This is a genomic window from Pedobacter miscanthi (assembly GCF_032678605.1).
Taxonomy (GTDB): Bacteria; Bacteroidota; Bacteroidia; order Sphingobacteriales; family Sphingobacteriaceae; genus Pedobacter; species Pedobacter miscanthi_A.
The window spans coordinates 212574-226984 of the sequence record NZ_JAVTSU010000001.1 but is presented as its reverse complement, the minus strand read 5'-3'; the positions used below and the strand labels follow the sequence as shown (position 1 = coordinate 226984).

Genomic DNA, 14411 nt, shown 5'->3' with positions numbered 1-14411 from the left:
GAAAGATCCCTCTAAGCGAACAAGATGAAGAAAAGCGACGTAGCAATTATTGGAATGTCATGCATTTTTCCGGGTGCGAAAGATATGCAGACCTTTTGGGAGAATATTATCAACCGGCTAGATTCTACACAGCAGGTTCCGGCCGACCGGATTGATCCTGTACATTTCGACAAAGCAGTTAGCGGGGTAGATCGTTTTTATTGCAACCGAGGAGGTTTTATTCCCGATCATCATTTTGATCCACAACGCTTTGGCATTTTACCCTTGGCTGTTGAAGGTACGGAACCCGATCACCTGTTAACCTTAGATCTGGTTCATCAGGCACTGGAAGACGCTTCGGTATTTGAAAAAAAATATTCCCTTGATAAAACAGGGATTATTATTGGCAAAGGCAATTACGTAGGTCCGGGTGCAACCCGCGCCATTGAAATTGTAAGGACGGGCGAACAGATTTCGAGTGTATTGAAAGATTTGATGCCGCAACTTACCGATGCTGAAATTGAAAAGGTAAAACACGAGTTTCAATTGCGTAAAGGCCGTTTCAGTGCCGATACCGCAATGGGATTGATTCCTAATTTAGTGGCTTCGTTGGTAGCTAATCGCCTTAATTTAGGCGGACTCGCTTTCACTTTGGATGCTGCCTGTGCCAGTTCGCTTATCGCGGTAGATCATGGCGTGCAGGAACTAAATAGTGGTCGTTGCGACATGATTATTGCAGGCGGTGTACATTTAGGTCAGAATGCTGCTTTTTGGAGCATATTTTCTCAACTGGGTGCTTTATCCAAACAGGAAAAAATAAAACCTTTCGATCAAAATGCCGATGGATTGATTATAGGCGAAGGTTGTGGTTTTGTGGTACTTAAACGCCTCGACGATGCCATCAGGGATCAGGATAAAATCTATTCAGTAATTAAGGGCGTGGGCATAAGCAGCGATGGAAGCGGTACAAGCGTAATGAGTCCATCGGTTAAAGGCCAATTAAAAGCCATTACCGAAGCCTGGAAAAATGCAGAATTAGAAAGTAAAAATATTGGCTATTTAGAAGCCCATGGAACAGGTACACCGCTTGGCGATAAAACCGAAGTGGAAACCTTAAAACAGTTTTTTGGTCAGGATGCCGATCTACCAAAAGCTGGCATCGGTTCTGTTAAATCGAATATCGGCCATGCCATGCCTGCAGCAGGTATTGCTGGTTTAATCAAATCAAGTCTGGCTTTATATCATGGTATCATCCCTCCTACTTTACATTGCGATGAACCTGTAGCACAATTGGCCGAAACCCGTTTTTCTGCTGTGCAAAAAGCCATTGACTGGAACCAATCGGGTTTGCCAAAACTGGCTGCCGTAAATGCATTTGGTTTTGGAGGGATCAACGCCCATGTGGTATTAGCCGCCTATGATACGCCTAAAAAAGATGAAGTATTGGCCATCGCAAGACCAAGTCATGAAGCTTTGATCCAATCGCTCGAAAATGGAGATTATAACATTGGAAATGGGAATTTCCGTTTGGTGTTGTTCAATCCAAGTCCTGAACGGATCAAAAAAGCTTTAAAAATTGTGACTAAAAATTCTCCCTGGAGAAATAAACAGGATATCTGGTACACCAATACACCATTATTGACAAACGATGGCAAAATAGCCTTCGTTTTTCCAGGTTTAGACGGACTTGCCGGAGGCGAAATTAAATCGGTAGCCGATTATTTTAACATCAATATCGACGAAAATGAAAAACAGGATGGCCTTTTAAGTGAGGCACTCAACATACTGAACAAAAGCAGTGTTTTAGATCAGGCATTAAAACAATTGGGTATTAAATCTGATATGAATGCAGGGCACAGCCTTGGCGAATGGCTTGCAGCAAGATCTTCGGAACTGGCAGAAGAAAGTTCGGTAATGAATTTACTGAATGTGCTAAATCCGGAAACTTTTGAACTGAAAGATTCACGTTTTATTGCCGTGGGTTGTGGTTTAGATACTCTTCAACCCATAATTGAAAGCATACCCGATTTATACCTTTCAAACGATAACTGTCCGCAACAGGTAATCCTTTGTGGCAGTAAAATTGCGCTTGATGAACTCGTTCCGATCTTAAAAGTGAAACAGATCTTTCATCAGATTTTGCCTTTCCAATCGGGTTTCCACTCTCCTTTTGTGGCCGATAAACTGGGCTTGATTCTCGAAGGCATGCAGGATATGCAATTCCGGAAAACCACTACACCACTTTGGTCGGCTACCACTTTAGAAACCTACCCTGAAGGTTTCGAAGCCATCCGTCAATTAAGTGCCGAACATTTAATCAAACCGGTGCGTTTCCGAGAGCTTACCGAAAAACTGTATGCAGAGGGCGCACGTGTTTTTATCCAGGTAGGTTCAGGTGGTTTGGTCGGTTTTATCGATGATACCTTAAAAGGGAAAGAAATCAGCACCATCAGCGCCAATGTGCCGATCCGTTCGGGCATTACGCAGTTGCAAAGGGTTTTGGCTGCACTTTTTATCGAAGGAAAAGAAATTGGTTTAGCTTATTTGGGCAATATCAAATCAAACCTTCCACGAAAAAACAAAGGCATTAAACTCGAACTGGGTTCGCCGATAATCCATAACCTACAAACACTTAAAGGTTTAACCATCAAACAAGCTCAACCAGCACAGCCCAAAACTTTTGTAGAGGCCAAACATCCGGTTTTACATGCTTTTAATGAGAATGTAATGGAAATGATCAATATGCAGAGCGAAATGATCGAACTATTCGAAAATGCAGCTATACAGGTCGATCAGCCGAGCGATTGGGCACCAGCTAAACCATTAAGACCAGTTAGGCAAGCCTTTAGCAAAACGCTTGATGTAAGTTTGGACAACTGTCCTTACCTCATCGATCACTCCCTATTGAGACAACCGAAGGGCTGGCCAACGGTAGAAGATATGGATCCGGTGATCCCAATGACCATGATTTTTGAAGTGTTTGCTGAAATAGCCAACGCACAATCGCCTGAAGAAAAAGTGCATAAAATCATGAACATGCGGGTTTTCCAATGGATGAATGTGGTTAAACCTTTTCAGGAAACCGTAACTGGTGAATGGAAAGACGAGCAAAGGGTTTACCTTAATCTCGAGCGTTTTGCCAATGCAGAAGTGCAATTGGCTACGCAGTTAAACCCCGCTCCGAACCGGAATTTCGACATCGGAAAATTATTGGATATCGACCGTACTTCTGCACAGATTTACGACGCACATATGTTCCACGGACCAGATTACCAGGGCATCAAAAAACTGACTGCAGTTGGCGAAAAAGGAATTACGGGCATTATTGAGGCATCAGGTGGAAAAGGTTCCCTGCTTGATAATGCGGGTCAACTGTTTGGTTTATGGCTTCAACTCACTTTAGAAAAAGATAGGATTGCATTCCCGGTTAAAATTCAGGAAATCGAATTCTTTGGCGATATGGCCGATCAGAAAGGTACTTTCGAGTGTACTTGTGTACTCACCGAAATAAACGACGAGTTTGCTACCGCCGATATCGTCATGAAAAGAGATGGTATCACCTGGCTCATTATCACTGGTTGGCAAAACCGCAGATTGGAAATAGACGAACCGCTTTGGAACGTGTCGATGTCGCCCCTCCACAACCGTTTATCAGAAGAGGTTGCAACTGGCGTTTTCCTTTTCGGCAATGCTTACTCACGTGTGGTATCATGGGATTTTATCTTGAAAAGATATTTTAACCAGACCGAGAAAAAACACCATAACAATCTTTTGCCCAATAAAAGAAGAACGTGGATGATCAGTAGGGTGGCGGCGAAAGATGCCGTACGGAATTTATTGAATACACAGAAAAACCAGGCCTGTTACCCCATCACTTTCGAAATTTATTCGGATGAACATCGTAAACCTTACGTTAAAGGTGGTTTAACAGATCATATCAATATTTCAATTGCGCATAAGGGTACCGATGCAGTCGGAATAGCCCGTTTTAACGAACCTGTCGGTATCGATATCGAACACATTGAAGAGCGAAGCGCTGGTTTCTTTGATCTTGTTTTTAATGATCATGAAATGGCCTTGCTCCAAAACAGAGATAAAATTGAATGGGCAACCCGCTTCTGGGTAGCCAAAGAAGCTTATGGAAAATACCTCGGCAAAGGTTTACAGGGCAATCCAAAAGCCTATACCGTTGAAGAAATCAATGGCGAAGAATTGCGCATTAACAACATCACAATCAAAACAATCAAACATAAAAACTATATCATCGGATGGACACTATAACTACAAAATTAAGCAGCGAAGAAATCTTCAACCTCATGAAACAATTCATCACAGAAGTAATCGGCGAAGAATTTGTTGAAGAAATGGATATCACCCCTGAAAGTTCTTTCACAAAAGATCTGGAAATGGATAGCATCGAAATTGTATCCTTCTCCGAAAAAATCAAAGCACATTTTGGCGAACAGATCGATTTTACGGGCTGGTTATCTTCAATGGATTTAGATCAGCTGATCAACTTAAACTTAGGCATGATCATCTCTTATATCGAAGAATGCCAGTCATAACGGTAAACGGCAAATCGGTTCACATTCAGGAGCTCAATAAAGGGGCTACTGAAACCATCGTCCTCGTTCACGGGATGTTTAGCAACCTGTCTGTCTATTATTTTAATATCGCACCGCTTTTGGCCACAAAATATCATGTGGTACTTTATGATTTAAAAAGTCATGGTATGAGCGAAAAGACTTTAGTTGGATACGATCTGGAAAGCATGACCAACGATCTACTGGCATTGATGGAGGAATTAAACCTGCAGAAAGTGCATTTGGGCGGTTATAGTTTTGGCGGATTGATTGCCTTAAAAATGGCGATCCGTTTCCCGGATCGCATTAACAAACTGGCTGTAATTGAAGCTCCAGACCCAAATGACGATAAAACAAGGGGCATTATTGATGAGTATAGCCGCGAGTTTCTAGAGCACTACGTCGAAAACTTTACCGATACCACAAAAGTGAAAATGGGCAAACGGCAAATGGAACGCAACCACCGCATGTACGAGTACCTTTTTTATCAAACTTCGATTAAAACAGACATGGAACTGGAAAAAGACTTTTTTGGCAGTCCGGCAATCGAAACCATAAAAAAGAGCACCCTATTGCTGTATGGTACAGATTCCAATTGCCTTAACGCAGGTAAACATTTAGACGGATTGATTGAAAATGCTTCATTAATCGCTGTACCAGGAGATCATAATATCCCGATCCAGCAACCATTGGTAATCGCCGAAGCATTGTTAAACTTCTTCCAGGAAACATAAAATTAAACACACATGGCAAAATTCGTATTCGTTGTTCCTCCCTTAACTGGTCATATTAACCCTACGCTGAGTATGGGTACTGCCTTGCTCGAAAGAGGTCACCGCGTAGGATGGATTACTTTAGATCAATCTTTAGGCGATAAACTTCCTGTTGGAGGCGAATTGCTGTTGATCAGTTATGACCAAAACGATCAACAGAAAAAAGATTCAGAAAAATACCTCGATATCATCACCAAAAAGATCGTTTACGGTATCGATAGCATCAAATTCTTGTACGAAGAGGTATTGATTCCGTTAAACAGGCACAGCTACGAAGGTATTGCCGATCTGCTCGATCAGTTTAAGCCAGATGTGGTGATTACCGATCATCAGATGTTTGCCGGAGCCATTGCCGCAACCAATAAAAACTACCCTTATGTAACCTCGGTTACTGCACCAGCAGCCATAAAAGTAATGGATGAACTGCCTAAAGTGCATGAGTGGGAAGTCAATCAGATTGTAGCCTTACAAAAAGAATTCGGCATAGACACATCGGATTCTATTGCCTGTTCTGATCTGTTAACGATGGTATTTACCTCGAGAGATTTTTTTGGCGAGATGGATTTACCAGAAAACTTCCAGTTCATCGGTCCAGTTTTTAACCGTAGAAAAACTGTAGTTCCATTTAACTGGGACGAATTTAATGCGATTACAAAACCTAAAATATTGGTCAGCATAGGCACCACCTTCGATCATGAACACAAAAAAGCCTTTTTTGCCAAAGTAATCGAAGCCTTTGCTGATGAAGACCTGCATGTGGTAGTGGTTTCAGACCCAGCCTTATTTGAGCAATGGCCAGCTAATTTTACGGTGCAGCGCCAAGTGCCACAATTAGAACTTTTACCGCACCTTGATGCAGTGGTTTGCCATGGCGGACACAATACCGTTTGCGAAACCTTGATGAATGGCCTGCCTATGGTGGTTATTCCAATAGCTTACGATCAAAGCCATGTGGCAGGACGTGTTTTTAGGGTTGGTGCAGGAGAACGTTTAAATTTTAACCGTTTTAAAGCCAATCACCTTAAAGAAGCCGTAAACAAAGTGCTACAGAACGAAAGTTACAAAATAGCCGCAGAACAAATTAAACAATCCTTTATCGAAGCTGGCGGAACAGAAAGCGCCGCCGATTTACTGGAAGCATTAAGCAACAAAACCTCAAACGTATTCATCAGTTAACTTATAAATTATGTCAAAATTCCTTTTCGTTGTCCCGCCCTTTTTCGGTCACATTAGCCCAACATTAAGCATTGGCGCAAGTTTACTGGCCCGCGGCCATGAGGTAAAATGGCTGGGCATTACCCCTCTTGCGCAGGTACACATACCAGAAGGTGGCGAATTTATTTACCCTGAAAAAGATCTGGCTGAATATACTGATGAAATACAACGCATTTTAAAACGTCAGGATGATGGCCCTGCCTGTTCTGGACCAGAGGTGATGAAACTGGCTCTCGAAGAAACTTATGTGCCTTTTGCCAAAATGATGATGAAAGGCCTAAACAACTTTGTAGATGCCTGGAAACCTGATGTAATCATTAACGACTGTATTACCTTCGCAGGCGCTTTAAGTGCACATTTAAAAGGCATTCCATCTGTTACTACCACTCCAGTACCGCCAGATGTAATGGGCGATACCGCAAACAGTGCACCTAAAATATTCGAGTGGCAACAGAATCTAATTAAAGGTTTACAAAGGGAAGTAGGCATTTATAGCGATGATATCCACATCCATTCGCATGAGTTAAATATGGTTTTCACTTCACAGGCTTTTGCAGGGTTTGAGGAAAAACCACCGCACATGCATTTTGTTGGTCCGGTAAAAGGTAGACCAAATTTAGCACCATTCGATTGGGAACGTTTAAGCCAGGCTACCACACCTAAAATATTTGTATCGCTAGGTACTTTATTGGTTGATATCCGTAAGGAATTTTTCCAGAAACTGATTACTGCTTTCGAAAACCAGCCTGTAACAATCGTGGCGGCAACCAATCCTGATATTTTTGAAAAATGGCCTGATAATTTTATCGTAAACGGTTTTGTGCCACAATCTGAGTTGATGCCGCACATGGATGCGGTGATCTGCCATGGTGGTTTCAATACCGTAAACGATACTTTCACCAATGGTTTACCGATGTTGATTACGCCTATTGCTTATGATCATTTTCATACGGCTAAACTAATTGAGCAAGCAGGTTGTGGAGTAAGCATCCGCTACAAAAGGCTACGCATCAGTGATTTAAGAGACACCGTTTTCGAGCTTTTGGAAAATCCAAAATATCGCCAGGCGGCGCAAAAAATAAAAGAAACATTTATAGCAGCTGGCGGTAACGATAGGGCCGTACAACTGCTCGAAGATTTTGCAAAAACAGCACAGGTTGTGGAAACGGTTTAATCGAGTTGTCAACTTTGATAATATTTAGGAATATGATTGATCGTGAGAGGTCGTCATTGCGAGGATGCTTTTTCAGCCGAGGAAGCAATCTTACTACTATGGGTTATAGCGATCGTTGTAAGATTGCTTCGTTCCTCGCAATGACGAATCCTTAAGCAATCGCATAAAAAAGGATGACCAACCTTTATAATACTAAAAAATGAAAAGAAAACTGCTATTTGGCGAAAGGATGTTATACGGAGATGGAAACAGTCCGTTTAATATTGTTATACCTTTCAAAATCAGGGGAGAAATCAAGGAAGATGATTTAAGGTTTGCTTTATTTAAAATTCAGAAAAAACACCCCTGGTTAACTGCAGCAATACGCTTTGATGAGGATAAAAGGCCTTGGTTTGTTACCAATCTTACCGAAAATTTTAGAATCCCCATCCGCGTTGTAGACCGGTTAAATGATGAGCATTGGGAGCAGGAATCTACCTACGAATGGAAAACCGTTTTTGACGCCTCCATTGCACCACTTTGCCGCATTACATGGGTTAAAGGTAAAGAAGTATCCGAATTTTTGATGGTATATCACCATTGCCTCTGCGATGGTACAGCTGCACTTACGATCTTAACCGAATTGCTTCAACTGCTGGATGATCCTGATACCGAAATTGGCCGGGAAATTCCGATTATGGGTGTAAAGGATGTGATTCCGCAAAAGGTATTAAACAGTTACCGCAACCGGACTAAAAACGAATTGATTGGTAAAATTGCCACTTTAGCACTTTGGATCATCCCGATCAAAAAAGTAGCTGTAGAGCGAAAAAAAGATTTTATGCTCCGCTGGAAATTCGATCAGGAATTTACCAAACAGATCATCCAGTTCTGTAAAGCCAATCAGTTTACGGTAAATACACTATTAAGTGCCGCAGTTTTAACGGCCTTTAAAGAGGTCAGAAAAGAAAAAGCATTTAATAAAATATCACTCCCGGTCGATATCAGAAACTTTAACCCGATTATTAAAAAAGACCACATTTTTGCTTTTGGATTAATGATTGTGCTTTCCTTATTGCCAGAAAAAGACTTTTTAAGCAATGTTAAAGCCTTGCAAAAAGACGTGAACGATAAATCGGCCAAACTAAATCCTTATAGCTTAATGATGATGATGGAAGCCTGCCATCCGGCTTTAAAAAACTTCACCAATTTCTTAAAGTATGGAAAATCGAGTAACGATTGTATGTTTTCTAACCTTGGCAAAATCGATATTCCATACCAATATCACAACTTTGAAGTAGAAACCATATTCAGTCCTTCGGTAATGGGCCCTTTGGGCAATACCACCACCATGATCGCCTCAACCTACCGCAACCAAATGGACTTTACTTTTGTGGCCAGCGAAGGCTACGTTCCATTTGTAGAAGCTGAGGCCATAAAAGAAAAAATAATATCTATTCTTAAAGATCTGGTTGAAAAACCAATTGAAATTTTAACCGCAACCGCATGAAAAGAAGATTAATTTTAGGAGAAAGAATAATGCATGTGGATGCTAAAACACCTTTAAACTGTGTTTTTACCGCTAAAATATCAGGTAGCATCAGCGAAGAAAACCTGTATAAAGCATTGCATAAAGTCCAGCAGAAACATCCCTTGTTGCAGATGAATATTGATGCCACAGGCAAAACACCATTTTTCGTCCTGAACGAAAACATCAGCACAATACCTGTAAGGGTTACTAACCGCTTAACAGACGAGGATTGGTTAACCCAATCAAAAATAGAGTGGTATAAACTTTTTGATGCCCCGAACGAACCACTAGCGAGAGTAGTTTGGCTAAAAGGCAAAACCGAATCAGACCTTTTACTCGTGCTCCCACACTGTATTTGCGATGGAGCTACTATTTTAAATCTGATGCGCGAACTGATGACATTGATTGATAATCCGGAACAAGATCTGCCTCCATATTCATCATTTCTTTCTGTTCGTGATCTTTTACCAGAAGATTTTGTAATCAGTAAGGCAGGTCATTTTAAAGGAAAGATTTTTGCTGCACTTGGCCGTTTGTTTTTCTTTTTTAAAGCTACTTTTAACCATAACGCCGATCGAAGTAATTATGCCGTTCATTGGAAAATCAGTACTGAAAACACGAAAAAATTACTATTGAAGTGCAAAGAAGAAAATACAACCGTTCATGCTGCCATTTGCGTGGCATTTATGGAAGCCTTTAAACATATTCAGGGCGAAAAAGCCCATGGCAAAGTGATCTGTCCGGTTGATATCAGGCGGTTTGTAGAAGCCATAAAACAAGATACCATGTTTGCCTTTGCACCTATTGTAGAGTTAAAACTAGCACAAGGCGAAAATGATTTTTGGACAAAAACCAGAAGCTTAAAAACCGATCTGGAAGCAAAAGTAGCAGAAATGAAAGTCTACGACCTGTTAAACATGAGCGAGTATTTCCATTCGTCAGTAAATAAAATGATTGGCTTTTTGAAAACAACGAAGGGCACACACGATGTTACACTCAGCAATATGGGGCTTTTAAACATCACGAAGGATTATCAGAATTTTTCTATTGAAACGATTTATAGTCCTACGGTTGCTTTCCCGTGGAAAAATGCTAACACTTTAGTATGCAGCACTTTTAACGGGAAGCTGGATTTCTCTTTTATGTCGAACGAATCGTTTCTTCGGGAATTTGAAGCCTGGCAGATAAAAGACAGGGCAATGGAACTGATTAAAGAAAATTTAAACGAATTGGTCAATGTCTGATTACGTGGAATATGATGAGCAGGCAAAAGTGTCGAACTGGAGAAAGTTTGTGCGCAAAAACCTGCTGATACACCTTATCCCAAATACGGTATTGAACACTGTAGTACCATATTTTGCTTTTAAAGCACAAAATTCGGTTCATTTATTTAGTGGTGAGCAAAATCTGGCCAGGTTTTTATTGCCCATGTCGTTATTGCTACCGTTTATGATTACGCTTGATATTTTAAAAAAAATAAAAGAACTGCAGCATTCGGGTGCTATAAATTACAAGGTAGACGAAAAAATTACGGGCTATCCTTTTATCTTAAAAAAAGCCGGTTTAAATGGTCTATATAGTATATTTATTGTATTTGCTTTGATGCTTGTACTGCACTTCTCTTTCCCTAAAAATCACGATTTTGGGATTACCCCATCTGCTGTATGTGCGGGATTGTTGGCGGGTTTATATTCTATTACCTTTTTTTATCTCGCAATCAGAAGATTTAGAATTGATGCAACGTAGTATTTATTTTTAAAGAATTTTGTCATTCTGAGCGCAGCGAAGAATCTTTTTAAGATCAGCACTACTATTTAATAAAAATACCAACTTTAATTAGAAAGCACCTCACAACTTGTGCTTTTGTCTGTCAGGGATTCTTCGCTGCGCTCAGAATGACAATAGCAATTAAAAACAAACTACTCCAACCAAACCATCTGTGTAAACGCACCATTGGTGGCAATATCCCAGGCTTCTACCCTTACCCACTTTCTGCCCTTTAAATTTACTGGCCAACTAAAATCCTTTTTGCCAAAAGCCTGTGTATTGTTCAAGTTAATGCGGTTTCGGTAAACCTTCGTTCCATCACCCGATACAATTTCGACAAAGCTTAAAGGGAATGTCCAGTTGAGTTGCATATTTATCTTTGCTTTTCCGCTATTATCAATCTTTAAAGTCTCTCCTGCACCTTTTCCATTAATATTAAAGCCAGGGATCAATACTTCACCTGTCGACACAAAAAACTTACCTTTTCGCATTACATCTAAAACAGGTTGCCAGCCATCGGTATAGTTGGGTACTTTATCCAGCTGTAAATAATTCACGTTTAAGTGAGCATACATTTCATTTTGCTCGGTAATGGTAAAAATATCGGCTTCCGAAATGATGTGTTTTTTCAAACCCCAATTGGCCATATCGTCCATCAGGTTTAATACCCTTTTACTTAAGGTTGGTAAAGAAAGATCACCCGGAATAGCTTTCCACGCAGCACCCATAAAGGTTTCTGATTTAAAAAAATCTTCTTCTTTATATTTATCCGGATAACCCGTTGAGGCTTTTGTCCGGGCATGGGCAGTCCACGCTAAGCCATGCTCTTGTTCCAGTAATTTTAGCATTTCAGCCTTATCGTTAACGCGATAAACTTTCCCATACTTTGGATCAATAGTTTCGAAAGGCAGATCGCTTTTTCTCGACATAATCCAATAAATTGGTTTAGGAAAAAATGCCAGCCAATGTCCGCCATAAAAATTATTGGCTTCTTCTCCCGGTAACAATAAAAAATTTGGATCAGATAACCTTTTTGTTTGTTTAAACAGTGCATCTAATTCTTTTAAACGGATAGAATCAGGTCCTTTTGGATGGCCGGGGCCATGAAATTCGGCAAGTTTGACAATGTTTAAACCTGCTTTTTTCAATACATCAACAAACTCTGGCTTTTCTGGAACCGGTTTTCCACTCAGCACTACATCCGAAATAAACTCGTTATGGAAATGGCTCGCCATAGTTTTATAACCTGGCAATGCAACATACGAATCATTATGGGTAAACCTTTTTACTTCCGTTAAAGCAGAACTTGCTTTACCCGTGCTCAACAAACAGAAAAAATTAAGGCGCTGTTGGGTATTGGGCGGTGCATTAAACCAGGGCACATATCGTTTATCGCCCAAAGGATCCTGGCGGATACCAATTCCAAAATCAGGAATCAGGTTTAAATAATTGCTGCCTTTCCAGGTAAATTTAAGGTTAAAGGCTTCATCCAATGGGTAGAAATATTGGTGCGGGGCAGGAAAAAGAGCCAAACTTCCACCTGGATGCTCACCTATAACAGTACGGTATTTTACCTCAAGGTTTTTAGCAGGATCATTTTGAGTTGCTTTTTCAGTTTGAAGGTTTTCTTTTACATCACTCCAGGAAATGTTGGTCCAACTGTTCTTTTTACTTGTTAATCCCGCATCGTACAAAATGGCAGTAGAATCCTTTGCGGTAGTTACTACTGCAGCCACATTAAATAAAGGGCTTCCATTATAAACAGTAATTTCTAATGCACCACTAAACATTTCGCATTTAACACCATTAATGCGCACCACGGTTTGTGCACCATGTGTGGCAACACTTGCACTTCCTTTATTAAATTTTACCGCATTTGTAGTATAAGGCCTTGTTGGCACACGATCGAAAAACACATCCCAGCCACCACTCGAAGGACTAAGCGTACGTTTACCTATCCGCAAAATGAAGGCAGGATCTAGATTTGCTGCAACTACTTTCAATGCGCCTTTTTTACCCATTTGTAAACTGCTGAATAAAGGCTGAGTATTATCAAGATTTAAAACCATTTTCCCCATTACACCAGCGCCTGCTGGCCAGTTGAGTACCAATTCCTTTTGCCGGGCCAAAACCGTAGCTCCGTTAGCTTTAAAGTTCGTTAAATTAACCTGACTATGCGCATTTAAACAAAACAAAGAGATGATTGAAAAGATGGAAACTGCAATTTTCATAATTGGGATGTGTTTTCTATTGGTTAGCTGATTAAAGGCAAGATAATGATTATGACTAAAATATAAGTCTTTTTTAGTAAATCGATTAACTATTAAAAAATTGATCAAATTAAGATGAATCTGATACAAAAACCATAATTTCCTTAGCTGCTTAATGGTAAAAAACCCTAAAAATTAAAACATTTACAAAAGATATAAATGGTTGTTCACAAAAACACTCATTGCTTTTTGTTCATTTTTTATTTTTTCTATAAAAAAACAGTTACAATGTTTAACTTAATCTAGAATTTAAAATCAAACATCTTGCATCCTTTACTCATCAGAAATAATGTTAAAATCCTTGGCGAAGGTTGCCAGGTAATCATGTTCGCACATGGCTTCGGCTGTGCACAAAGTTCTTGGAAATACATCACCGATGCTTTTCTGGAAGATTATAAAGTGATACTATTCGATTACGTTGGCTCAGGCGATTCGGACCTTAGCCAATACGATAAACATAAGTATGCTACTTTAGAAGGTTATGCCTGTGATGTGATCGACATTATAGAAACCTTAGAACTTGCTAACATCATTTTTATTGGCCACTCAGTAAGCAGCATGATTGGTATGATTGCCGCATTACAGATGCCAGAAGCATTTAAAAAATTAGTTTTTATTGGCCCTTCGCCGAGATATTTAAATGATCGTGATTATATCGGCGGATTTAATGCTGGAGATATTGAAACCATATTTGAACACATAGCGGATGATTATGTGGCCTGGAGCAAGCAATTGGCACCAGTAGTGATGGATACCCCTTCAAAACCTGAATTGGCTGATTTTTTACAGGAATGTTTCGAAGCCACCGACCCTAGTGTAGCGCTGGAATTTGCAATGGCTACTTTTAAAGCTGATTACAGAGATAAACTAAAAAACCTCGAAGTGCCAAGCCTGACTTTACAAAGCTCAAACGATATCATGGCGCCTTTATCAGCAGGCGAATTTATCCATAAAAACACGCCTGAAAATTTTTTAGTGGTAATGAAAGCTACCGGACACTTTCCTCACATTAGTGCACCGGAAGAAACCATCAGGGAAATAAAGGAATTTATAGGCGATATCAAATCGATACCATCATCCGGTCACCTGCATGCTTCATAATATTTAAGCAGGCTGAAAATGATAAAGCAAAAGAAGAGA

Annotated in this window: 10 protein-coding genes; 9 read left to right on the top strand and 1 reads right to left on the bottom strand. The window is 40.2% G+C overall.

All coding sequences use genetic code 11. From position 1 onward, the window contains the following. Nucleotides 1–24 precede the first annotated feature (24 nt). The 8 genes from R2R28_RS00870 (at nucleotide 25) to R2R28_RS00835 (ending at nucleotide 10980) form a co-directional block, all read left to right on the top strand. A complete protein-coding gene (locus R2R28_RS00870; RefSeq protein WP_316823811.1) occupies nucleotides 25–4260 on the top strand; it encodes a beta-ketoacyl synthase N-terminal-like domain-containing protein in 4236 nt (1411 codons plus the stop codon). Continuing rightward, a complete protein-coding gene (locus R2R28_RS00865; protein ID WP_057933556.1) occupies nucleotides 4248–4544 on the top strand; it encodes an acyl carrier protein in 297 nt (98 codons plus the stop codon). The genes R2R28_RS00870 and R2R28_RS00865 overlap by 13 nt, the downstream gene beginning before the upstream one ends. Continuing rightward, the gene (locus tag R2R28_RS00860) at nucleotides 4532–5296 is read left to right on the top strand and encodes an alpha/beta hydrolase (RefSeq protein ID WP_316823810.1); all 765 of its coding nucleotides are present in this window, start codon (nucleotides 4532–4534) and stop codon (nucleotides 5294–5296) included. Before R2R28_RS00865 ends, R2R28_RS00860 begins: the two co-directional genes overlap by 13 nt. Nucleotides 5297–5308: 12 nt before the next feature. Next, on the top strand, nucleotides 5309–6511 hold the full coding sequence (locus tag R2R28_RS00855; RefSeq protein WP_316823809.1) for a glycosyltransferase: 1203 nt from the start codon (nucleotides 5309–5311) through the stop codon (nucleotides 6509–6511). Nucleotides 6512–6521: 10 nt separating this feature from the next. Next, nucleotides 6522–7724 carry a glycosyltransferase gene (locus tag R2R28_RS00850; protein WP_316823808.1) on the top strand — a complete coding sequence of 401 codons (1203 nt, stop codon included), beginning with the start codon at nucleotides 6522–6524 and terminating at the stop codon, nucleotides 7722–7724. Nucleotides 7725–7923: 199 nt separating this feature from the next. Then, on the top strand, nucleotides 7924–9213 hold the full coding sequence (locus R2R28_RS00845; protein ID WP_316823807.1) for a condensation domain-containing protein: 1290 nt from the start codon (nucleotides 7924–7926) through the stop codon (nucleotides 9211–9213). Next, nucleotides 9210–10478 (top strand): hypothetical protein, encoded by a 1269-nt coding sequence (locus R2R28_RS00840; RefSeq protein WP_316823806.1) that lies wholly within the window; start codon nucleotides 9210–9212, stop codon nucleotides 10476–10478. Before R2R28_RS00845 ends, R2R28_RS00840 begins: the two co-directional genes overlap by 4 nt. After that, complete coding sequence (locus R2R28_RS00835; RefSeq protein WP_316823805.1) at nucleotides 10471–10980, top strand: hypothetical protein; 510 nt, start codon at nucleotides 10471–10473, stop codon at nucleotides 10978–10980. The genes R2R28_RS00840 and R2R28_RS00835 overlap by 8 nt, the downstream gene beginning before the upstream one ends. Nucleotides 10981–11153: 173 nt before the next feature. Here R2R28_RS00835 and R2R28_RS00830 read toward each other — a convergent pair whose 3' ends face one another. Then, nucleotides 11154–13232, bottom strand: coding sequence for a hypothetical protein (locus R2R28_RS00830; RefSeq protein ID WP_316823804.1), 2079 nt, complete (start codon nucleotides 13230–13232; stop codon nucleotides 11154–11156). A 303-nt stretch (nucleotides 13233–13535) separates the two neighbouring features. On the opposite strand from R2R28_RS00830, the gene R2R28_RS00825 reads away from it, so the two are divergent. Next, nucleotides 13536–14372 carry an alpha/beta hydrolase gene (locus tag R2R28_RS00825; protein WP_316823803.1) on the top strand — a complete coding sequence of 279 codons (837 nt, stop codon included), beginning with the start codon at nucleotides 13536–13538 and terminating at the stop codon, nucleotides 14370–14372. Nucleotides 14373–14411: the final 39 nt, after the last annotated feature.

Bases quoted from the DNA above. Each gene is read 5' to 3' on its own strand.
- R2R28_RS00870 (WP_316823811.1), top strand. From the start codon at position 25: ATGAAGAAAAGCGACGTAGCAATTATTGGAATGTCATGCATTTTTCCG.
- R2R28_RS00865 (WP_057933556.1), top strand. From the start codon at position 4,248: ATGGACACTATAACTACAAAATTAAGCAGCGAAGAAATCTTCAACCTC.
- R2R28_RS00860 (WP_316823810.1), top strand. From the start codon at position 4,532: ATGCCAGTCATAACGGTAAACGGCAAATCGGTTCACATTCAGGAGCTC.
- R2R28_RS00855 (WP_316823809.1), top strand. From the start codon at position 5,309: ATGGCAAAATTCGTATTCGTTGTTCCTCCCTTAACTGGTCATATTAAC.
- R2R28_RS00850 (WP_316823808.1), top strand. From the start codon at position 6,522: ATGTCAAAATTCCTTTTCGTTGTCCCGCCCTTTTTCGGTCACATTAGC.
- R2R28_RS00845 (WP_316823807.1), top strand. From the start codon at position 7,924: ATGAAAAGAAAACTGCTATTTGGCGAAAGGATGTTATACGGAGATGGA.
- R2R28_RS00840 (WP_316823806.1), top strand. From the start codon at position 9,210: ATGAAAAGAAGATTAATTTTAGGAGAAAGAATAATGCATGTGGATGCT.
- R2R28_RS00835 (WP_316823805.1), top strand. From the start codon at position 10,471: ATGTCTGATTACGTGGAATATGATGAGCAGGCAAAAGTGTCGAACTGG.
- R2R28_RS00830 (WP_316823804.1), bottom strand. From the start codon at position 13,232: ATGAAAATTGCAGTTTCCATCTTTTCAATCATCTCTTTGTTTTGTTTA.